Source organism: Paraburkholderia sediminicola (assembly GCF_046026895.1).
In the GTDB taxonomy this organism is placed as follows: domain Bacteria; phylum Pseudomonadota; class Gammaproteobacteria; order Burkholderiales; family Burkholderiaceae; genus Paraburkholderia; species Paraburkholderia sediminicola_C.
Map to the genome: position 1 here is coordinate 20,274 of NZ_JAQQEU010000064.1, position 21,407 is coordinate 41,680.

Consider the following 21,407-nt stretch of genomic DNA (forward strand, 5'->3'; position numbering starts at 1 on the left):
CGTATTCCGCCCAACATGGCGCGGCATACCCCGCTTGCTGCGCCACCGGGCCCCGCGCCCGCTTCTCCTCGCTCACACCCAAGGATCCGCCCATGACAGGCTTCGATCGCCAGACGATCTCCGACACGACCGCTAAAATGCTGCTGGAAGTACAGGCAGTGCACTTCAACGCGGAGAAACCGTACATTTTCACGTCCGGCTGGGCGAGCCCGGTTTATATCGACTGCCGCAAGCTGATTTCGTATCCGCGCGTGCGCCGTGGCCTGATGGAAATGGCCGAGACCACCATCCTGCGCGATGTCGGCTATGAGCAGATCGACGCGGTCGCCGGCGGCGAAACTGCAGGCATTCCGTTCGCGGCCTGGCTGTCCGATCGCCTGATGGTGCCGATGCAATACGTGCGCAAGAAGCCGAAGGGTTTCGGCCGTAACGCGCAGATCGAAGGCCTGCTGACCGAAGGTCAACGCGTGCTGCTGGTCGAGGACCTGACCACGGACAGCCGCAGCAAGATCAACTTCATCAACGCGCTGCGCACCGCCGGCGCCACGGTGAACCACTGCTTCGTGCTGTTCCACTACAACATCTTCAAGGAAAGCGTGTCGGTGCTGAAAGACATCGATGTCGATCTGCACGCGCTGGCCACCTGGTGGGACGTGTTGCGCGTCGCCAAGGAAAACAAGTACTTCGACACCAAGACGCTGGACGAAGTGGAAAAATTCCTGCACGCACCGGCTGAATGGTCGGCGGCGCATGGTGGCGCAACCTCGACGCCGCAGTAAGCGCAGCCGCTTTTAGCGGATTGATTTGAAAAAGCCGCCTGTCTTCACGACTGGCGGCTTTTTTTCCGCCCCGGCATGTGTCCGGCATGCGGGCGACGCGACGTCAAGCCATGTCGCCCGCGTGATCCGGCGAACGCGACGACAGATTCAGCAAACCGTTGCTCTGCGCGTACTGGAATAGTTCGGAGTCGCGATCGATGCCCAGCTTGCGCATGGCCGTATTCTTCTGCGTGCTGATGGTCTTGATGCTGCGGTTCAGTTGCTCCGAGATTTCCTTGATCGTCATGCCCGACACGAACAGACGCACGACTTCGAGTTCGCGCCTGGACAACATCACTTCGTCGCCCTTGCCGCCGGAATTCATGCGCAGAGCATCAAGCGACGCCTTGACCGACGGACTCATGTATTCGAGCTTGCGGCTCACATGCTGCACGGCAAGCCCTATGTGGCTCAGATCGTCCGACTTATTGACGACCGAGGTCGCGCCGAGCTCGCTCAGCCGCTTGAGCAACGCAGCGTTCTCCAGCATGGTAAGCACGACGATCGGAAGGTCGGGAAAATTGCGGCGCAAATAGCCAATCAGTTGCAGGCCGTCGCCGTATTGGCCGCCGGGCATTGCCAGATCCGTAACGAGCACGTCGCAAGCCGCGGTTTGCAGCATCTTCACCAGTTCAGTGGACTGCCGCGCGCGTCCGACGATCTGCAGACCGGGAAATTTGAGCAGTGCGTGTTCCGCGCCGAACAGGATGACCGGATGGTCGTCGGCGACCACGACCCTGATTGGAACTTGCATCGCTCTCCTCTCGATTGATGAGCCACTCTCCACGACTTCTACCATGTCTTTCTATGCTGGATGTTGAAACGAATGGGAAGCGCGGGCCAGGGTCGCGCGGACAATTCCTCTGACTATAGCCGATTTCCCCCTGCAAATCCTCGGTATGGCAACAATGATGCATCGCATTGCTAATGTTAGACTTGGTCCAACCTTGGGGCTCAATTAAGGACAATAACCATCGCGAGGACACGCGCCTCGCGCCCTGATAGGAGAACCGGCATATGCGCTCGCGTTGCCTGGTCGTTTCGCTTGCTTTACTGTCGTGCCGTAAGTTGTTGTTCACCTGCGCGATGCTCGCTCTTGCGCTATTTACAGCGCATAGTCCGCACGCGTTTGCAGAAGGCACGTTCACGCTAACCAGCGCCAGTTTCCATCCGGGTGGCACCGTCGATGACGCGCAAGTTTTTAATCTGGACGACTGCAAAGGCGGCAATCGATCGCCGCAATTGACGTGGCGCGACGCGCCGGCCGGCACGCGCAGCTTCGCCATCACCATGTTCGATCAGGATGCGCCCGGACGCGGCTGGTGGCACTGGGCGGTCGCCGGCATTCCGGCGAAGGTCGACAGCTTGCCGGAAAACGCGAGCGCCTCCGGCTTCCTGTCGAAACTCGGCGCGGTGCAGGCGCGCAACGACTTCGATACCGACGGCTACGGCGGCCCTTGTCCGCCGCCGGGCAAACCGCATCGCTACATCATCACCGTGTATGCGCTCGGCACCGCCGACCTGCGTCTCGCGCAAGGGCGTCCGGCGCTGATGTTCGATCACGAGATCGGCACCGCCGCGCTCGGCAGCGCGAAGATGGTGGTCAGTTACGGGCGGTAGCTTCGGCCGTCGAGCCCATTCAAGGACACACATCGGCGTGGCGTGCGGCTTGCACCACATTGCGATTCGCGCGGAATTCCTGTCATCACGCTAATGTGCGGCGAAGCGCTGTGCGCAATGCGAGTCGGTGCGGCGCCGCTGCACCTGCACACCATTGCCGCGCCTGATCCATCCTGATTCACGTCCAAAGGGGAGTGTCATGTCGAAGATCGTCATCGTTTATCACAGCGGCTACGGCCACACGAAGAAAGTCGCCGAAGCCGTAGTCGCCGGCATCCTCGAAGCTGGCGCCGAGGCGCGGCTCATGCCGGTCAGCGACATCGACGACGCCGGCTGGGCCGAACTGGCCGCGGCCGACGCGATCGTCTTCGGTGCGCCGACCTACATGGGTGGCCCGTCGGCCGACTTCAAAAAATTCGCCGATGCGAGTTCGAAGCCGTGGTTCGGCCAGGCGTGGAAGGACAAGATCGCGGCCGGCTTCACCAACTCGGCGACCATGAACGGCGACAAGTTCTCGACGATCCAGTACTTCGTCACGCTGGCGATGCAGCACAGCATGATCTGGGCGGGCACTGGCATGATGCCGTCGAATACCAAGGCAGCGACCCGCAACGATCTGAACTATGTGGGCGGCTTCACGGGACTGCTCACGCAGTCGCCCGCCGACGCGTCGCCGGAAGAGGCGCCGCCTGAGGGCGATCTGGAAACGGCGCGGATGTTCGGCGCACGCGTCGCGGGCGTCACGGCGCGGTGGATTGCCAGTCGCGGGTAGTGCGGGGCTGGTTGTCGCGAACCTGGTCGCATCAGCTTGTATCTGCCGTGCATCAGGTCACGCCGGTGTCACTTTCAGCGCGCATCGTCGCTTTTTCATCCCGTTTTGCGCGCCGCCGGCCATGAGGTCTTAAAATAGCGTTCCGGCGCGGCGTCGCGCCCCCGTCTTTTGCAAGCGAGTGAGATCGAGATGAGCACGAAAGTTTTTGTCGACGGACAGGAAGGCACGACCGGCCTGAAGATTTTTGAATACCTGTCGCAACGCGCCGACGTGGAGATCCTGCGCATCGAGGAAGCGAAGCGCAAAGACCTCGAAGAGCGCCGCCGTCTCATCAATGCGTCGGACGTCACGTTCCTGTGCCTGCCGGATGTCGCTTCGCGCGAATCCGCTTCGCTGGTCGACAACGATCGCACCGTGCTGATCGACGCGAGCACCGCGTTCCGCACTTCCGCCGACTGGGCCTACGGTCTGCCCGAACTGGCGCGCTCGCAGCGTGAGCGCCTGCGCACGGCCACGCGCATCGCCGTGCCGGGCTGCCACGCGTCGGCCTTCGTGCTCGCCATGCGTCCCCTCGTCGAAGCCGGTGTGGTGGCGCCCGACTTCGCCGCGCACGCTTATTCGATCACCGGCTACAGCGGCGGCGGCAAGAAGATGATTGCCGACTACGAAGCCGGCGGCAACGACAAGCTCAGGAGCCCGCGTCCTTATGCGCTCGGCCTTACCCACAAGCATCTGCCGGAAATGGCCGCGCACACGGGTCTGACCTCGGCGCCAGTGTTCACGCCGATCGTCGGCGACTTCTACAAGGGTCTCGCGGTCACCACGTTCTTCTCCCCGAAACAGCTGGCAAAAAAGGCGACGCCGCAAGACGTGCAGGCGCTGTTTGCCGAGTACTACGCGGGCGAAGCGTTCGTGCGCGTCGCGCCGTTCGACGCCGAAGCCAATCTGGACAGCGGCTTCTTCGACGTGCAGGCGAACAACGACACCAACCGCGTCGACCTGTTCGTGTTCGGCAACGAAGAGCGCTTCGTGACCGTCGCGCGTCTGGACAACCTGGGCAAGGGAGCATCGGGCGCGGCGATCCAATGCATGAACCTCGCCATCGGCGCGGAAGAAGAAAGCGGCTTGAAACGCTAAGCCCATTTTCCAATACGGCAACGCCGGCGACCCGACGCAGGGGTCCGCCGGCTTTGTTTTTTCCGGATGGCGTTGAAGATCGTCGGCGCGGGAAAATTCGGGGCAAAAAAAAGCCCGCCTATGTGGGCGGGCTGAATCCATATCAGAGGAGACATGGAGGAGACAAGAGGTACTATAGCAAAGAGTTTGGTGCGCCGCAACATACAAATTAGGGTTGACCCTCACTGTTGCTTTCAGGCAACAGTCACATTTGAACGTCGTCTCTTTCCATTGCTGACCTGAACCGGCCCTTTGCGGGCTGTTCGCCTAGTGGCGCACCAGCGCCATCATCGCGCCGAAACCGATGAATACCCCGCCCGTCAGTCGATTGAACATCCGCGCCACATTGCGACTCTTCAACCGGACACCGATGCGCGTGCCAAAACCCGCGTACACCAGATACCAGCTCACCTCGATCGCTGCGAAGGTGGCGACCAGGACGCCGAACTGCGGCAGCTTGGGCTGCGCGGGATTGATGAATTGGGGCAGCAATGCGGCCGCGAACAGGATGGCCTTGGGGTTGCTGCCCGCCACCAGAAAGCCGTTGCGAAACAGCGCGAAGCGCGAACGCGCGGGTTTCGCGGCGAGATCGTCGATGCTGCCAGCGGCGGATTCTTCACCCGGAGCGCGCCATGCCTTGATGCCCAGGTAGACGAGGTAAGCGGCGCCGATCATGCGCAGTGCGTTGAACATGGCCGGCCACGCCGCGAGAAACACGCCGAGACCCGCCGCCGACACCGCCAGCATCAGCACCAGCGCCGACAGGCAGCCTGCCATCGTCGCGCTGGAGCGGCGCAAGCCGTGCTGGGCGCCGTGGGTCATCACGAGCAGCATGTTCGGTCCGGGAATCGCGGAGACGACGAAGACAGTGGCAACGAACAGCCACCAGGTATGTAGAGTCATTGGAATCGAAACGGGTTTGGGATCGGGCGGCTATTATGCCCGGCCTGTTCGGTTCGCGGCGGCGAGCTGCGCCTGCGGGCGGCGGTGGCGTCCGGGATTGGCGGCCGTGGCGCCGGGTAGACTCTGAGTGCGAGGAGATTTGCCGGGTTGGTCGGGTAAAGCGTGAGCAGCGTGGAAGCGCGTCAACATCGCGACACCGGCTCAACAGCCCGGGCCCGCCGTGAGCCGTGAGCCGTGAGCCGTGAGCCGTGAGCCGTGAGCCGTGAGCCGTGAGCCGTGAGCCGGGGCCGAGGGCCACGAGCCACGACCAAATCAGTCCATCAGCGTCCACTCCGAACTCGACCCCGCCCCCTCCGGCATCCCTTACTTACCGCCCAGCCCGCCGCGCAGCCACCTGCCCCAGCACCGCGAAATCCTTCTCGCCGTCGCCGTGTGCCACCGCTTCGATCAGACTGTCGCGCACGACGCTGGCGATCGGCATCGGGGTTGTCACCGCATCGGCTGCGGCCAGCGCGAGGCGCAGATCCTTCAGCCCGAGACGCGCCTTGAACAGCGCCGGCTCGAAGCGCTGCTCCGCGATCATCTTGCCATAGCCCGAATAGACCGGCCCCGGGAACAGCCCGCTCGTGATGACATCGAGAAAATCCTGCATCGCGAGACCATGCCCCGTGACCAGCGAAGCCGCTTCGCCGAGCGTCTCGACGGCGGCGCCCAGCATAAAATTCGCCGCTAGCTTCATCACGTTTGCCTGCTGCGGCAGCGAGCCGATGCGCCAGGTCTTCTGGCCGATCACGTCGAAAATCGGCTGAACCCGGTCGATCGACTCGGCCGGGCCACCCGCCACGATCGTCAGCTTGCCCGCGGCCGCCACATCGGGGCGCCCCAGCACCGGCGCGGCGACGTAATGGACGCCGCGCGACGCGTGCGCCGTCGCCAGTTCCTCGGCCAACGTCACCGAGATGGTCGCCATGTTCACGTGGATCAGCCCGCGCGGGGCATGCTCCAGCAGCGGCGCGGTGATGACCTCGCGCAGCGCGCTATCGTCGGCCAGCATCGAGAACACCGCGTCGCCGGCAAACGCTTCGGCCGGGGTGCCGACGACCCGCGCGCCGAGTTTGGCGAGCGGCTGCGCCCGTTCCGGCGAGCGGTTCCACACCCGCACCTGATGCCCGGCTTTCAAAATGTTTGCAACCATCGCGGCGCCCATCTCGCCGAGACCGATAAAACCGATGTCCATCTGTCGCTCCGTCTTCTAAAGAACTGGCAGTAAAGCACACCCATGCGACATGTGCAGGACAGCGCGCAACAAAACACGGTGCGATACTGGTGCGATGGTCACCGCGACATTCCGCTTCTACGAGGAGCTGAACGATTTTCTCGCCCGGCCGCTGCGGCGGCGGGCGTTCAGTTATGCCTGCGCGGCCGACGCCACCGCCAAGCACATGATCGAGGCGCTCGGCGTGCCGCATACCGAGGTCGAACTGATTCTGGTGAACGGCGAGTCGGTCGGTTTCGACCACCCGCTGGCGGATGGCGACCGCGTCGCCGTCTATCCGAAGTTCGAAGCGCTCGACATTCAGCCGCTGTTGCGCGTGCGCGAACGGCCGCTGCGCGTGGTGCGTTTCATCGCCGATGCGCACCTTGGCGGACTTGCGCCGCTGCTGCGGCTGGCCGGCTTCGATACGCTTTACGACAATCACTTCCCCGACGCCGATATCGAGGCGCTCGCCGCCGCGCAGCAGCGCATCGTGCTGACCCGCGATCGCGAACTGTTGAAACGCCGCAGCATCACGCACGGGTGCTACGTCCGCATGCTGCGGCCGCGCGAGCAATTGCGCGAAGTGTTCGAACGGCTCGATCTGGCGGGCAGCGCGCAGCCGTTCCGACTATGCCTGATGTGCAATGCGCCGCTACGGCGCATCGGCAAGGAGGAAGTCGGCACCCGCGCGCCGGATGGCGTGCTCGAGCGTCATAACCAGTTCGTCACCTGCGACGTGTGCCGGCGCGTGTTCTGGGAAGGCACGCACTGGCAACGGATGCGCGCGCTGATGGACAGCGTGGCAGCCGCGCCGGACCGCTCCGGCTGAGCGTCGCTCGCCGCTCGGATTGCCTCTTGCGCGACGCGTACAATGCGGGATTACTTATCTGGCAGAGGCCTTCCGTATGTCGATGAAAAAAACCGACCTTGAAAAGAACAAGGCGCTCAAGCTGAACAACGCAATGAAACTGGCAACCGCGGATCGCTTCGGCAAAAGCGCGGCCGCCGACCCGAAGCTCGATCGTCGTGAACAGCGCAAGCTCGATCAGGCGCAAGGCCTGGTCGCCTTCGCGTGCAAGCTCAATATCGAACTGGTCGAAGAACTGAAAACGCGCGCCGCCTCGCATCCCGAGGGCATGACCGGGCTGCTGAACGAAGTGATCAAGCGTGGCCTCGCCGGCTGATCCGCGCGCCGCAAAAAACCGCCGTTCCATGCAAAAAGGCCAGAGCTGATGCTCTGGCCTTTTTACTGGCAACGCCCTGTTCTACTCCCGCGCCGCCGTGGCAGACTCGCGGCGAATGGCGACGAAGGGAAGCGGCTCGCCCGAAGAATCGGGCTTCAGCTTAGTTTTGCGTGCCCTTGTCGTTCGTGCCAGCGGCCGAAGCTGCTGCCGAAACCGGAGCGCGCTTGCCGTGCGTCTTCAGTTCCTTGGTGTGGTGCTTCTTCGGTGCGCTAGCTGCTGCGGCGGCCGGCGCTGCAGCGCCCGATGCCTGTGCGAAAGCTTGAACGGAGACCAGCGCGATCGATGCGGCTGCGAGCGAGACAATAACTTTTTTCATGTGTTGTTCCCCAAACCTGACGACTGAGTCAATGTGAATGAATAAACTGCATGGTAAAGCAGGCTGGGCCTCAGGCGCCTTCCCGCTCTCCGCGGGAGAGTATTACCTGGCGTAGGCGGTTTGTCATGCGCAAAACTCGATATGTATTTTCCGGGAGACAACGCCCCTTTCGTCACACTTTTAATCATTAAGCATCCCGTACTAGGTATATTCCCTAGGTCGATATCAGACGAAATTGCGCAGCTCCATGCCGGTCGCGCAACGACACCGCGACACCACGCCGCGATTCGCGGCGTGGTTGTGCCGACGGTCGCCGCCTGCCCGCGTATCATGTTGCGATCCCAAACCGGTGGCCGAGCACACTCGAACCCGATCCGCCCCGTGTAGCACGCCGCGCCGTCGCGTCGCGCGGTTGGAAGCGCGTCGCGCGAATCACCGAACCAGAAAATTCAAAGCCTTTGAATTCCGATACCCGCCAACACCTGCGCGCCAATCTGCTGATGCTGATTGCCGCGATGATCTGGGGCTCCGCATTCGTCGCGCAACGTTTGAGTCTCGCGACGATCGGACCGTTTCTGTTCACCGGCCTGCGCTTCCTCCTCGGCGCACTGGTCGTGCTGACGATGCTCGTCTGCGTGCGCCCCTCCGCGCTTGCCGAACTGACGAAGCGCGAACCCGGCGGAGCACGTGAGCTGCTGGGTGCCGGCGCGCTGCTCGGCGCGGTGCTGGCCGTATCGATCTCGCTGCAGCAGGTCGGATTGCAATACACGAAAGTCGCCAATGCCGGATTCATCAGTTCCCTCTACGTGGTCATCGTGCCGCTACTCGGCGTGCTGTTCAGGCATCGCACGGGACTCGCGACCTGGCTCGGCGCATCGCTCGCGGCGATCGGCATGTATTTTCTGAGCGTCGACGAACACTTTTCGATGCTGTACGGCGACTGGTATCAGCTCGCCGGCGCACTCGTGATTTCCGTGCAGATGATGCTGGTGGGGCGCTTCGCGCTGCGGCACGACACGCTGATGCTGGCTCTCGTGCAATTCGTGACGTGCGGTGTGGTGTGCCTCGCCGTGGGGCTCGTCATCGAACCTATCAGTCTCGCCGCGCTGACGCGCGCAGCACCGACGATCTTGTACGGCGGGGCGCTGTCTGTCGGCGTCGCCTATACGATTCAGGTGGTCGCGCAAAGATACGCGGCGCCGTCGCATGCGGCGGTGATCTTCAGCATGGAAGGGGTGTTCGCCGCGCTGGCGGGGTGGCTGGTGCTCGACGAAACGCTGAGCGCGCGCTCGCTATTCGGATGCGCGCTGATGCTGGCGGGTTTGATCGTGTGTCAGGTGATGCCGGGCTGGCGACGCGGACGCGACCGCGTGTCCCACGCGTCGTGACTCCGTAGCCCATCGTCCCGTTCCTTGGCGCGCGAGTTGTCTGCGCGTCGTTCGGCTGCCTCTGCGCGCTACGCCGCGCGCGGGTAGGCAAAGAAACTGGGCGTACGCGAGGTACTGCGGGTATCGGCGGTTGGCGGAAACACGCACCAGCAACCGTCGTCGTGGCGAAAGAAGAACAAGCTCCGTGAGCCCGTCCCGTTGGACGAAGTCTCGACGCGCACATAGCGCCGGCCCCCGTGCCGGGTGCGGCTGAATTCAGTGACGTGCAGCGCATCCGACACCGCCGGCGCGAGCCACTTTTCAACCAGAAAGCGCAGCGACTGCTCGCTCGCGGATCTCATGATTCGCTCCTGACTGGCTTGTGCTGCCGAGTGTCGCGCGTGGACTCCGTGTTGTCGTCGCTGTCGGCGGCTTCCGCTTCACTTTCAGCGGAAGCGAGGGCGATCGCCCGATTGGTAGCCGCCGCCCGCAACGTGCTGCAATGGGTTGCGTGCCGGATATCCGAGAGAAGCCGGACAAGCTGTCGTGCTGATCTGCGTTTCATACATCCCCCGCACTGCACCAATAACTTCAGAAAACACTTTAACTCTATGCCTGGATCGGGCGTTGCTGAAATGTTTTTGACTAAATAGCAACAGTTGCGCTTGCAAAAAGAGAGACGCAATCTTTGTACCTTCCAGCTTCAATGTGCGCGTGCGAGGGCCGACAGTCTGTGCGCTGGCGAGCGCTTCGCACCTTGTGAAGTCATCGCGAACGGCCTGTGGAGAACTAGTCTGGCGCTCCGAGTTATCCACATTTATCTCTGAATAACTTCGGGATAGCGTAGGGCGCAGCCTGTGTGCGGAATCTTGATAAGGCGGGGTGCCGAGAACGCCGGGTCAAAGTTATCCCGGCTTTGTAGTTCTTGTGCAGAATCGTTGCGCAGGGTTATGGGTTTCGCATCATGTTGATGCGAAGGAACATTTGGGAGTTATCCACCGAACGGGTTAACCCTTGTTAACTACTACATATGTATACATCTGAAGTAAAAGACATAGGATAAGTGCCGCTACGCGCAGAGACGCAGGCTGATCAGCACTTGATCAGCCGTCAAGCCAACTTCTCGAAGACACCTCACGGCGCCACTCCGCTTGCAGGCTGGACGGCGGCAGCCGCCTGATTGATCGCGTCCGGCAGGCTGGGCACGAGCGCCGGGGTGGTCACTTCCACCGGCCCAGGCAACAACCGCGTTTCGATCCGATTGTTTGCGACCGGCTGCGTACGTACCACGGTTTGCAAGTAATGATCGACCAGTCCGAAGAAACGGTCGTAGAACTTGCCCGACGGAATCGTCTCGCTCGAGATCTTGACCATCGCATCGCTATTCGAGCGGATCGGCAGCGAGAGCGAGCCCAGCACGCTGAGTCCGACACTGGCCGACGTATCGCTTTTCTTCAGCGCGAAACCGTTCTGCACGGCATTGACGTAAACGATGCTCGTATCGCTCGCCTCTTCACCCGGCGTGCACACCACGTGAAATTCAACGACGACATGGGTATCGCTGGTCGGCTGGAAATTCTTGGTTCCGTCGACGGTGTCCGGGCGCAGCATCGTCGTCAAGTAGCCTTGGCTCAACAATGCACGGCGCGCGGCTTCGCAGCTGTCGGTGGTGCTCGAATTGAAATTGCGTGCGTAAGGGCTGGCGCCGGTTTCGAACAATTCCTGCTGGAATTTCGGCTGCGGTGTGCTGCTGCACGCGGCGAGGGTCAGCAGCCCGCACAGGGCTGCGGTCGTGATTCTTGAAAACGAGTTCAACATGGTCGATCGCAAGGGGCGCTGCGGGAGCGCGAATGGAAATGCATTGTAGAGCGGGTGGCCAGGTGTGCGTGGAAAGCAGGCAGCAAACACCTTACGCGCCATGACGAGCAATTACCGCGTCGAAAGCATCGCCACTGGCAAAAAGAAGGAAAACGCGCAAGCCCGCGCCGAGTTTAGTGTGCCGCCGTGGACAAGGCCGCCGACGACGCGCCGCTCGCCGCTGCACTATTGCCCACCGGCACGGTAAAGAAGTTGGTCCAGTAGCGGCGTGCGGCGCAGCGATCGGCCTCGCATAGACCGGCGCGCGCATCCGGATGCGCGCCCGCGTCTTGCTGCGACACGGCTGCGGCAAAGTCGTCGACGCGCAAGCTCACCTTTTGCGCGTATGCCTGCGATCCACCGTAGCTCTTGAGCGCTGCGTTCAGGTCGCCATTGGCCGAGCGCATATAGCCATACAGGATGGCAGAACCCGCTTCGATGTTCGCGGTGGGTTCGGTGAGGTCCTTGACGTTCCTCAGCAGCCCGCGATGAGCTTGCGGCACCACCTGCATCAGCCCGGTCGCGCCGTTGGCCCCCTTGGCCTTTTCCTTGAAGCGGGATTCGATCGAAATGATGGCCAGCAGAAGCGCCGGCGGGAGAGAGTATTTGGAAGCGGCGGACTGCACCGCGTCGGAAATCTCTTGAGCTTTTTCCTTCGCCAGACCGAACTTGTGCGTCAGATAGGCGGACATGCGGTCGGTGTTTTCGTCGGCCGTCGCGGTTCGCATCAGGCCGAGCGAAAGCAAGATCAGGCAAAGTAACCGGCTCATAACGGAAGACGGAAAAAAGGGAGGGTTCGCGCATTATAGCGCCGCCTCGTCCAGAGGCTCCTGTTGACCGGAATTTCTCTTTTGAAATCAAGGCCAACGGGAATCCTGCACGCTTTACCTTGAACGCTTCGCGTTCAGGTCGTAGTCGTCGTTGAGCGTGGTGAGGAAGGCCGCGACATCGTCGATATCGTGCTCGGACCAGACGGGGAGCTCGCCGGTCTTGCGCGTGAGCGGCTCGTCCGTCGTGTCCACGTTCACGCGTAAAGCGAGCGGCAAGTCGTAGAACTTGTTGACTTTGGCGTGTGCATCCTTCGGATACCACTTCGCCGGATTGGTATCGCGCTGCACGTAGAAACGCAGCGCGTCCTTCAGTGTGTGGAAGCGGCTGTTAGGGAAAAACGCCTGACGGGTCGCGGTATTGCGCAGCGAGGCCGACTTGAAAAGTCCGCAGTTGGTTTTGTCGCTCGACTGATCGGTGCGGATCGGCCCGCACAAATCCCGTCGAAGTACTTCGGATCGGTATTCACGCGCAGCTCGGCATTGGGTGGCACGCCGAGCGCCTGGAAGTGAAATCGGTGAACAACGGATGGGCGACGTTAACGCCGGGCTGGTCGATGTGACATGACGCGCAATTGCCGCCCGCGGAGTCGTCGAACAGTCTTTTGCCTCGCAATTTTTGTGCCGTTAGTTGCAATTTTCCATCGAGGTAGTCATCGAACTTGCTGGTGTACGGACGGAAACTCGGGTCCTCCAGCTCGAAGCGTTCGATCGCATACATCGCCTGCGTGAACGCCTTGGTGGGGTCGGCAAAGATGTTCTGGCCGAACACTTCCTTGAAGCGCGCCGCGTACGGCGTGCGCGGCAGCTTGGCGAGCACCGTGGCGGGATCCTTGTTCGCCATCTCGTTCGGATTGAAGAGCGGGAAGCTCGCCTGGTCGTGCAGCTTATTGAAGCGGCCGTCCCAGCCGAAGCCGCCCATCGGCGCGTTGTCCGTTCGCTGAGCCGTTCGGACAGGCTCACCGCCTGTGGGTGACTCCAGATCGGCGTGCGGTTGAGCACGGACCGCAGGCTCGGCACGGCGCGCGTGCCTTGCGAGCGCATGTCCACCCCGCCGAGCTGCGCCGCGAGGCCATTGGGCGGCCCATACGCGTGCGACGGGCTGTGACAGCTGGCGCACGACATCCTGCCCGAGGCCGATTACGACGGATCGAAGAACATGAGCTTGCCGAGCGCAGCGGCGTCGCTATAGGTCGTCGGCGCCGCATCGACAGGCGCCGCTGCCGCGGCCTGCATACCTGATAGCAGCGCCGCACTGAGCAGAACAGCGAGCACCGCGCGCCGAAGCGCGCGGTGGACCGAGTTGCAGAAGACAGCTTCGAATCGCTGCACAGGTTCGTGAAAATGTCGCTGCCGAAGCCGACCAGACCGGCCTGCCCTGCATACCCGAGATGATCAAGCTGGAAGATGTCTTCGATGCTCTTGAGCCTCGAGTAGTGGTTGTACTGCACCGTCGACACCGTGCCCGGCTTGATGAACTTCGAGATCATGACCGCACCGGTCTGGTCGCCGCCGAAGCTTTGCTTGGTCAGGTTGATCGTCATGCCCCGGTAGGCGAGCGACGAGGTTTGCGGGAAGGCGTCGAGATTCGGGCCAGACTGCTGGCTACAGCAGGTGGTGTCCGCGAAGATCAGATCTTCCTCCTTGGCCGACGCAGTGACGGTCGCGTAGCTGCTTTCGTCGAAGTTGATGATCAGCAGCCCGTCCTTCTGGAACGCCGGCGACGCGGTGATGACAGGCACCCATTTCTTGAGGAACGCGTCGGCGCTCGTCGGGCCGCCCGGCTGACCATTCACGCAAGGCGCATCGTGGCCGTCGTCGCAGATGTTCGGCGTGATCAGGTTGAAGTTCGCTGTCGTGTCGATCGACTTCAGGTCGGTCGTTGGTCAGGTTGTTGAGATTGACCACGTTCTTCGCGCAATCCGGCGAATCGATGATCGAGTGGAAATACTCGAACCGGTCGTGGCGCGTCGCGTAGTGATCGCCGAGCGGCACGGCTGCGCTCGGCGCTTCCTGGGTGTTGGTGAGATCGGTCGTCGGGTGACCGCAGGTTGCCGCTTCGCGTGCGTGGCCGGTTGAAGCCGCCCCGATTTGAGACAATGAGCGCCGCCCGCGCGTGCCGGGTGTAGCCTTGACGTTTCGCGCATGCGCCGATCCATTGAACAAGAGATGTTTTCAGGTATGAGCAAGACCGCTTTTATTCCCAGCGTGCCCGGCACGTCGGAGAACGATTTCGCAGTATTGGCGACGTCGAAGCTGGCCGGCTACCGGCGTTTTTTCGGCGTGTTGAAAGTGGTGCGGACCACCGACGGCCGCGTGCTTTTTCCTTTCGACGGCGCACCCGAACTCGGTCCGTACGCGACCAAGCTGGAAGCGGTCGCGGCAGCCCAGGTGTATGGCGAGCACATCGTGACCAGCGACCTCGCGCGTCCGGAGTTGTAGACCCGGGCGTGCGGAAGCTGTTGGCCAGCGACCTTCCGCTCGATGAGTTGAAAGTCGGCGACAGCATACGCGCCGAGTTTGTTTCGGCTGTGGCGGTGGAATTGGTGAGGGATTGCGTCAGCAAAAAAAACAGAGCCCGGTCTGGATGGACCGGGCTCTGTTTCTTTCCAGCGTTAAAGCTGTCGGGATGCGGTGGTTGTGGCAGCGACGAGAGAGAAAGCGGACGGCAAGCTATTCAAACGAGCCAGCTGAAACAGCACAATCATAGTCGTGAATTTCGGTACACAACAGTTGGGAATTCTGCAGGGTCAGAGCCGCGACACCTCCACCAGCTTAGCTTTGCAGCCAATTTGATTGAGACTGCAACGAGGTTTTGCCTGCGAAGAAATATCCAAAATTCCCCCTCTATTTTCCTCGGAGGTTTTGCGTGACGCGAAGGGTATCTCAAGCAAAAGTTGGGAAATTACACCTGCGTCTGCCCCACGGTGAGCCGCGTCGTCAGCACGTGGTCAGCTAACGCAGCGCCCGATGTTCAGTCGATTGCGCGCCGGCAGTGATGCCACCCTCTTGGTGAGTGACGTCACGTTTGTCGTCTGTGCTAAATGACGAATCGCCTTCGTCGCCGGCAGAACCGGCGCCACCTCTGACAAAGGTCTCAGTGCACGCAGGCCATTATCTGGCGCATGACCTCATGTCTGCGATACCATTTGTGGGAGCGCACCCTGAGTCGGCCAACATTCAGGCTCTGCAAACGCCTCCGTCGGCCGAGTCGTCGAATGTGCCGCTAGCGCTCGCTACGAGCTTGATGATGCCTCTGTCCGTCACGGCACGCACGACGAAGGTCTGCCCGCCCCACTGTGTTCCGCAGGACTGCGTCCCTATAGCGAACTTCCTGGTTTGACCGAAAGCTGACGCGCCGGTTACGGATTCTGTAATCCGCGTCTCATTGCGAACCTGTCTTGCCTTGCGACGGGGTTGCATGCGGGTCTGAGCGAAAACGAAGAGGCAGGCGCAACACATATGCGGTCAAACCAGAAACGGTTCGCCCGTCGCGGGTCAAACCGTTTCTCACCTAGGCCAGCCTTGACGGCGCCGGACGCTTAGTCGTGCGAGTGCTCGTTATGGTGAGGCTGAGAATGGTGAGGCTGAGCATGGTGCCGCACCGGGGCGTGCCGGCTGTCGCGGTGCGTATCAGCGAACGACACTGCGGGGGCTGCGAACGAGGATACGATGAGGAAAGCAAGAGTCTTCTTGAAAACGAGTTTCATGTAAATCCAGGCGGAAGTTAGGGAGTGTCAGATTAGAAGAGCGATGCAATGCCTCGAATCACTGCGATGCAAATACATTTTAACGTATCATCGATTTCGCATCGAGTTTGCTTCTGCCAGCGCTTCGCGGGCGAACGTAAGATTTGTACTTCCATGATTACGGTCGCTCCCTTCTTGCGAATCTTTCCGTTGCTGCAGGGACCGTACATCTGGCGAGGAATGTTCGACATGTCAGGCTCGTTAGCTGGAACGACCTCTTGCATGTGAAGTTGCTTCGACATGAGCCCGGCTGCAGATGGCGGTGCGCGGCGTGTGCGCACTTTCACTGTGTGGGGCGCGACCTGCCGACGAGTTGCCAGTTTGTGTGACCGCACGCGCTTGCTTAATTACTGTCGACTAGGCCCTTTGACGGCTCAGTGGTGCTCCGGGAACAGTGCCGCTTGCACCATCGACGGGGGCGCAGAGCGCTTATCGACCAGGAATTCGTTGCGGTCCTTGCCGGCAATCCAGGCGGGCGCTCGCCCACGGCCGCTCCACGTTGAGCCGCTTACCGGGTCGCGGTACTTTGCTGAAGACCTGGCTGGCTGCGCGCTTGGCTCGCGCCCCAAGAGCTCATCGGGTGTGATTCCATACTCGTGCATCTTCTGCACGATTTCCCGCAGCACGTGCTGCGTCTCTCGTTCTTTGGCTTCCGCCAACTGTCTATCCAACGCCTCCCGCTGCGTCCGCAACTGAGCGATTTCAACGCTTTCATATGCCATGGCTTTCTTGGAAATGCGCCTGTTTTCAGCGACTGTTAGAATTGGTTCTTGAATTTTACAATAGCATCAAATGACCGGCCCTCGTTGTCGCCGCCCTCAAGAATGACCGAATAGATACCCGACACCGTGACGGTCTCGCCGGGTTTAAAGATGTCTGCAATGATCCCTCCTTGCGTGCGCCTCTCATTACTCGGGCGAATCTTCATCCGCTTCTTCGCCGTCCTCCGACACAATGCGGCTGGTTCCACCCGTCGCCGGTGGGTCGCTGGCGGGGAAAGTGTCTTCAACAGCCTTATCGACATCCTTGTCGGAGTTTTCACTTGTGCGGTCCGGTTCCTTCGGGGTGGCCATGTCGGTCTCCGGTTGCGTTGAACATGACTGAGGCGAGCAATGAGTATTCCGCTATTCCGTATTCGCGCGGTATTGTCGTAACGACCGTCGCCAAACGAGCTGACATCCTGCATCGGCCTTTTGTTTCCCGTATTGCGGCGGTCTTCGCGACGCCTGATAGTCGACGTGGCGGGCCACCGTTGCGCACAAGGTGCTCCCCTTACCGTTCAGGAGGAGTTCCGTGTCGACGCGCGGAATGGAGCCGTCCTGGAAAACAAGGCGGTGCCCAACACTGACTGATGCAGTACCGTTCGTAGCCGAACTCGGGTGTGGACGGGCGGCAAGTCGACGCTGCTCGCCCGCGGATGCACAGGTATCAAGACGCGAGTCAAGGTAACGCTGCCAGCAGTCGGTCAGCGGTGTTTTGCCTTCGTATCTGGTCGGAGAGAGTACCCAACCGACGTTTGTCGCATCGAGAGCAACGGCGGACAAATCGAGCACCGTCAGGTTTGGATATCCGCGTACACGTCAATAATCTGCGAGCGTCGATTCACCTCCGCCGACATCGATAACGGCAGCGCTCTTGTCCGGCGCCGACCATTGGCGCAGGCTGAACGCAATATTGTCGCTGCAGCGTCAATGCAGTAGCGACCGGCTCCATATCAGCCACTGGTCAAATCCGCCAGGCGCCAGCATTTAAGCCTGGACTAGCGTAAAAAGCCGCCTGCCAGATAGCGGGCGAAGTGCGGCGCGAATATTCACTACCGCTCCGGTATTCCGCGCCCTATAACCTAGTTGCAGGGCGCTTATTACGTGTCGGGGGTCCACAAAATCCGTTGACATTGCCAGTTGGCACGCCACCTTGCGCCCCCGGGACCTCGGCTCGGCGCACTGCTTTCCTCGTTTTGCTAACGACCTGAAAGGTTCGCCTCGGGCAACTGGCCCGCAGATGCGAAGGACACTTCGCGTGCCCGATTATGCCGTGTGCACGCACGTGAATAGCGAATCGCATGATTGGAATTCAACGCAATTCAAGGAGCTAACATGAAATCAAAATTGATGGTCGCTTCTGCTGCCGGGTTGCTTGTCATGGGAGGACTTGCTCATTCCCAAAGCACAACGCAGATACCACAACCCCCCCCACAGGAAAACGCCGCGACTCAGAGTGCTTCCTCTGCCGGTCCAGGGATGGAAGCATACGGCGGCATGCCTGCTACAAGCGTACAAAGCGGCGCAAGACATGCCAGGCCGTGCAGGGTGGACCCGCAATGCAACATTTTTTTCGGAGGGAGCTAAAAATCTGCTGAGGGCGCGCGAGCCAGAAATGGAAGGCAACTGACTGAGCAACGTAATCTTTGTGCCGTTGCGGACCCACGAGGTCATCACGTGCAGGCTTCCGTGCGGCCCTTCAGCACCTATTCTGCCAGCGCTAATCAGCTACACACGTATTTAGCGGCGCAGCACCCACATCCACACGGTCGCACTCGGTCGCGGCAGTCTCGCGTCGATTCACCGACAACATTGCTCGCCGACGGTGCAGGGGGCCTTGCTACTCGGGGGGCGGAAGTGAAGCCGCAAGTATCCCGAGGTGGTCGTCCGGAAACTTGCTCACCACGCGAGGCGTCAAGATGAACGTACAGGCGATGGTAAGGGCAAGTGCGCTTTGCCTATTGACGGCAGCCGGTGCCGCGTATTCACAGGACGCGCAGCAAACTCCGTCTGCGCAAATGAATCAGTCGGCCAGACAGCAGCAAGGTGCGGCGCCGACAGAGGAACAGGTGCGCGACACCTCGGTGGGTGGCATGCCGATGTCCAGAACGCAAACGGGTGAGCGAACACTATACGGTGCGCCCTTTAGTGCTGGGACCTTCTGCGATATTTACCACGGAAATTAACCGGGCCACGGTGCCTGGTGCCGACCGGAAAGAGGTGACGAGATGAAAGTGCAACTTTTCGCTGTAATCAGTGCGGTATCTATGCTCGCTGCGGGCGCCGCTCATTCGCAGGACACGCAACCTTCGGGCACCGCCGGCCCGTCAGCTTCCCAGCAGCCCATGACAACTGCCCAGCCGGCTACAAATATGGACCGCAGCCCTGACCCGGGATACGGACCCGAGCCTGGCAGAAGCAGCAGCAGCGGCAGAGCCAGAAACGGTGCGCCGTGCGTGGTGGGCCTGTCCTGCGATATCTACCAGGGCAGCTAGCAGACCTGACCGATGCGCGGGGAGGACACTATGGAAGAAAATGAGCCCGGGGATTCGTAGACCTCGTCGCGCCATGGGCTGTCGGGTGGTGCGACGCCGAAATGTGGTCGTGCATAGGAAGATTTACGGCTGCCAGTCGTTTTCTTACTACTCATGCCGACCACATACCATACTCGGATTGAGTCTGCCTGCATGTCGCCTAGGTTTTAGTCGTGAAAGTGTCAAGAATCTACGCGGCCTAAGCGAGGAAGAAGTGTCGTCGTCAACGTAGAACTTATCGCAAAAATGGGAGATTTTCGAAACCATGAAGACCGTTGTCGTTGCTGGTGCTGTCGGAGTAATTGGTCGCGGAGTCCTCGCTCATTACGAAGATAAAGATGTGAATCTGGTCGCTGTCTCGCGTCGAACGCCCGATTTTCCTTCGCGTGCGAAACACCTGCCGGTAGACCTTCTTGACCGTGATTCCTGTGAGGCACTACTTTCGCAGGTACCGGATGCGACGCATCTCGTATTCGCGGCTTATCAGGAGAAACCGACGCCTGCCGAGCTGGTCGAAGTAAATCTGCTGATGCTCAGGAACATGGTCGAGGTAATGGAGAAGCATGCTTCGAATCTCCAACATATCACTCTGATGCAAGGGGGCAAGGCGTATGGTGTACATCTTGGAGCGATGCCTCTCTCTCCTGCAAAGGAGAGTGACCCCCGGCATATGCCACCCAATTTCTATTATGACCAGGAGGACTTTCTTCGTGAGCGCTCGAAGGGGAAAGCCTGGTCTTGGACCGCTTTTCGCCCCGAGGGAGTTGCGGGGATAGCAGTCGGCAATCCGATGAACCTTTTGATGGTGATTGCCGTCTACGGAACGTTCGCGAAAGCTCTTGGGGTCCCCATGTCGTTCCCTGGGCCTCGCGCTGCTTACGACGCGCTGTATCAAGTAACGGACACCAGAATCCTCGCCCGAGCTGTCGATTGGGCTGGTGAAACGAAGGATTGCCAGGGAGAGGTCTACAACATCACCAACGGCGACTACTTCCGGTGGTCTCGCGTTTGGCCTCGGCTGGCCGAATTCTTTGATGTTTCCCCTGGTGAGCCATTCCCCATGTCACTGCAACAGATGATGGCGGACAAGGCCGGCTTGTGGAATCAGTTGGTACAGCAGCACGGCCTTCGTCCCTACGCCTACGAAGATATTGTGTCCTGGAAGTTTGGGGACATGATTTTCAAGTCGACGTTCGACAACATCACGAGCACTATCAAGGCGCGCAAGCACGGATTCCATGACTGCATCGACAGCGAAGAGATGTATCTCGAGATGTTGGAGGACCTCAGACGGCAGCGCTACATCCCCTGACGTCTGCGGGCAATCATCCGCGCTGTGCGGACCAACACCTACGACGTTGTACGTGGGAATGGTCAAACCTCTGATTCGGAATTGAACAATCCAAGAATGATGTCGCGGACCTAGGCGATGCGCGGATTGCGCATCGCCATCTTGTTCCAGGTCAGGAGGAGGTTGTTGGTAGGGGCGGCATGTCCAGGTGGAATTTCCACAAGTCGGCCGGAAACAAGTGCATCGGCGCACAGGTAATCCGGAAGGACGGTCCATCCATGACCTTCGATTGCGAGTTTCTCAACGATTTGCAAGTCTGGGATGGTGAACGGAGCTTGAAGTGTCGGAGCAATCTGAAAACATTGATGTCCAGACAACGCGAATCAACGGTACCTGCGCTTTCTGCACCACAAATCGACTGTGCCGTCGCCACGATTTCTTGCAGCAGATTGGCCCTCGGCCCTATCTGGGCCTTGGCAAGCCTAACTAGCGCACTGTTTTTCAGCGCATAGTCCGGCTGCCTTGCTCCCCGCCCGGCAAGTTCGTCTTTGTTGGGGTACGCGGTATTGCTTTCCATGAAGTCCAGAACAGCTTCTGACGTTGAAACGAAACTGCGAGACCGCAGCGGTAGACGTGATTTGCAATCGTTAGAAGACGACTGGCTTGTCAAGGATATTTGGACGGTCGCGACGCTTTGCTCCAGCCCGCGAATCTTGACCTATTTTACGCGGACCCTGCGGAGGTGACCGGAGAAGTCGCTTACCTCACTCAGACGCACGCTCATCGAGTAACGTTGGATGCTACGGGCGAACGTTCTACGGCCAGCAGCGCTCGTTGACAGGCTGCCGGCGAGGAGGCGGTCGACCCGCAAAAGCTGGCGACGTGAACCACCAAGTAATGTTCGCGGCAAGGAC

21 protein-coding genes and 2 pseudogenes are annotated in these 21,407 nt (G+C 60.6%); 10 read left to right on the plus strand and 13 right to left on the minus strand.

The genetic code is table 11. The annotated features are described in order from the left end of the window. Window positions 1-92: 92 nt before the first annotated feature. Complete coding sequence (locus PQR02_RS30690; protein ID WP_007179868.1) at window positions 93-779, plus strand: orotate phosphoribosyltransferase; 687 nt, start codon at window positions 93-95, stop codon at window positions 777-779. A 103-nt stretch (window positions 780-882) separates the two neighbouring features. Here the strand turns inward: PQR02_RS30690 and PQR02_RS30695 are convergent, their stop codons facing one another. Continuing rightward, window positions 883-1,572, minus strand: a complete 690-nt coding sequence (locus tag PQR02_RS30695; RefSeq protein WP_408240518.1) for a response regulator — start codon at window positions 1,570-1,572, stop codon at window positions 883-885. A gap of 263 nt (window positions 1,573-1,835) precedes the next feature. Between PQR02_RS30695 and PQR02_RS30700 the strand changes: the two genes are divergently transcribed. The 3 genes from PQR02_RS30700 (at window position 1,836) to argC (ending at window position 4,347) form a co-directional block, all read left to right on the plus strand. Next, window positions 1,836-2,438, plus strand: a complete 603-nt coding sequence (locus PQR02_RS30700; protein ID WP_408240521.1) for a YbhB/YbcL family Raf kinase inhibitor-like protein — start codon at window positions 1,836-1,838, stop codon at window positions 2,436-2,438. A 199-nt stretch (window positions 2,439-2,637) separates the two neighbouring features. After that, complete coding sequence (locus PQR02_RS30705; protein WP_408240524.1) at window positions 2,638-3,210, plus strand: flavodoxin family protein; 573 nt, start codon at window positions 2,638-2,640, stop codon at window positions 3,208-3,210. Between the two features lie 189 nt (window positions 3,211-3,399). Continuing rightward, a complete protein-coding gene (gene argC / locus PQR02_RS30710; protein WP_408240527.1) occupies window positions 3,400-4,347 on the plus strand; it encodes an N-acetyl-gamma-glutamyl-phosphate reductase in 948 nt (315 codons plus the stop codon). A gap of 306 nt (window positions 4,348-4,653) precedes the next feature. On the opposite strand, the gene PQR02_RS30715 is transcribed toward argC, so the two are convergent. After that, window positions 4,654-5,289: a LysE family translocator gene (locus tag PQR02_RS30715; protein WP_408240530.1), complete on the minus strand. Its 636-nt coding sequence runs from the start codon at window positions 5,287-5,289 to the stop codon at window positions 4,654-4,656. Between the two features lie 367 nt (window positions 5,290-5,656). Further along, the gene (locus PQR02_RS30720) at window positions 5,657-6,526 is read right to left on the minus strand and encodes an NAD(P)-dependent oxidoreductase (RefSeq protein ID WP_408240533.1); all 870 of its coding nucleotides are present in this window, start codon (window positions 6,524-6,526) and stop codon (window positions 5,657-5,659) included. A 94-nt stretch (window positions 6,527-6,620) separates the two neighbouring features. Here PQR02_RS30720 and PQR02_RS30725 point away from each other — a divergent pair, with 94 nt between their 5' ends. Further along, window positions 6,621-7,376, plus strand: coding sequence for a Mut7-C RNAse domain-containing protein (locus tag PQR02_RS30725; protein WP_408240536.1), 756 nt, complete (start codon window positions 6,621-6,623; stop codon window positions 7,374-7,376). A gap of 76 nt (window positions 7,377-7,452) precedes the next feature. Next, on the plus strand, window positions 7,453-7,731 hold the full coding sequence (locus tag PQR02_RS30730; protein WP_408240539.1) for a hypothetical protein: 279 nt from the start codon (window positions 7,453-7,455) through the stop codon (window positions 7,729-7,731). Between the two features lie 160 nt (window positions 7,732-7,891). Here PQR02_RS30730 and PQR02_RS30735 read toward each other — a convergent pair whose 3' ends face one another. Next, on the minus strand, window positions 7,892-8,107 hold the full coding sequence (locus PQR02_RS30735) for a hypothetical protein (protein WP_408240542.1): 216 nt from the start codon (window positions 8,105-8,107) through the stop codon (window positions 7,892-7,894). 500 nt (window positions 8,108-8,607) lie between these two features. On the opposite strand from PQR02_RS30735, the gene PQR02_RS30740 reads away from it, so the two are divergent. Further along, complete coding sequence (locus PQR02_RS30740; RefSeq protein ID WP_408240575.1) at window positions 8,608-9,495, plus strand: DMT family transporter; 888 nt, start codon at window positions 8,608-8,610, stop codon at window positions 9,493-9,495. A gap of 68 nt (window positions 9,496-9,563) precedes the next feature. Here the strand turns inward: PQR02_RS30740 and PQR02_RS30745 are convergent, their stop codons facing one another. The 6 genes and pseudogenes from PQR02_RS30745 to PQR02_RS30770 all read right to left on the minus strand — a co-directional run. Continuing rightward, window positions 9,564-9,836, minus strand: coding sequence for a hypothetical protein (locus tag PQR02_RS30745; RefSeq protein WP_408240545.1), 273 nt, complete (start codon window positions 9,834-9,836; stop codon window positions 9,564-9,566). Between the two features lie 84 nt (window positions 9,837-9,920). Then, window positions 9,921-10,181: a hypothetical protein gene (locus PQR02_RS30750; RefSeq protein ID WP_408240548.1), complete on the minus strand. Its 261-nt coding sequence runs from the start codon at window positions 10,179-10,181 to the stop codon at window positions 9,921-9,923. Between the two features lie 427 nt (window positions 10,182-10,608). Continuing rightward, window positions 10,609-11,292 carry a DUF2242 domain-containing protein gene (locus tag PQR02_RS30755; RefSeq protein ID WP_408240551.1) on the minus strand — a complete coding sequence of 228 codons (684 nt, stop codon included), beginning with the start codon at window positions 11,290-11,292 and terminating at the stop codon, window positions 10,609-10,611. Window positions 11,293-11,465: 173 nt separating this feature from the next. Continuing rightward, entirely contained in the window at window positions 11,466-12,101 is a 636-nt protein-coding gene (locus PQR02_RS30760; RefSeq protein WP_408240554.1) for a transglycosylase SLT domain-containing protein, read from the minus strand. A 114-nt stretch (window positions 12,102-12,215) separates the two neighbouring features. After that, window positions 12,216-13,283 (minus strand): annotated as a pseudogene (locus tag PQR02_RS30765) (cytochrome-c peroxidase). Between the two features lie 332 nt (window positions 13,284-13,615). After that, window positions 13,616-13,954 (minus strand): annotated as a pseudogene (locus PQR02_RS30770) (alkaline phosphatase family protein); the annotation flags it as partial. Between the two features lie 28 nt (window positions 13,955-13,982). Between PQR02_RS30770 and PQR02_RS30775 the strand changes: the two are divergent. Both PQR02_RS30775 and PQR02_RS30780 read left to right on the plus strand, forming a co-directional pair. After that, window positions 13,983-14,237, plus strand: coding sequence for a hypothetical protein (locus PQR02_RS30775; RefSeq protein WP_408240557.1), 255 nt, complete (start codon window positions 13,983-13,985; stop codon window positions 14,235-14,237). Between the two features lie 102 nt (window positions 14,238-14,339). Then, window positions 14,340-14,600, plus strand: coding sequence for a DUF6723 family protein (locus PQR02_RS30780; RefSeq protein ID WP_408240560.1), 261 nt, complete (start codon window positions 14,340-14,342; stop codon window positions 14,598-14,600). Between the two features lie 1,681 nt (window positions 14,601-16,281). On the opposite strand, the gene PQR02_RS30785 is transcribed toward PQR02_RS30780, so the two are convergent. Beyond that, complete coding sequence (locus tag PQR02_RS30785) at window positions 16,282-16,629, minus strand: H-NS histone family protein (RefSeq protein WP_408240563.1); 348 nt, start codon at window positions 16,627-16,629, stop codon at window positions 16,282-16,284. Between the two features lie 186 nt (window positions 16,630-16,815). Then, window positions 16,816-16,980, minus strand: a complete 165-nt coding sequence (locus PQR02_RS30790) for a hypothetical protein (protein WP_408240566.1) — start codon at window positions 16,978-16,980, stop codon at window positions 16,816-16,818. A 2,487-nt stretch (window positions 16,981-19,467) separates the two neighbouring features. Between PQR02_RS30790 and PQR02_RS30795 the strand changes: the two genes are divergently transcribed. Continuing rightward, on the plus strand, window positions 19,468-20,514 hold the full coding sequence (locus tag PQR02_RS30795; protein ID WP_408240569.1) for an SDR family oxidoreductase: 1,047 nt from the start codon (window positions 19,468-19,470) through the stop codon (window positions 20,512-20,514). Between the two features lie 110 nt (window positions 20,515-20,624). Here the strand turns inward: PQR02_RS30795 and PQR02_RS30800 are convergent, their stop codons facing one another. Then, the gene (locus PQR02_RS30800; RefSeq protein ID WP_408240572.1) at window positions 20,625-20,870 is read right to left on the minus strand and encodes a LysR substrate-binding domain-containing protein; all 246 of its coding nucleotides are present in this window, start codon (window positions 20,868-20,870) and stop codon (window positions 20,625-20,627) included. Window positions 20,871-21,407: the final 537 nt, after the last annotated feature.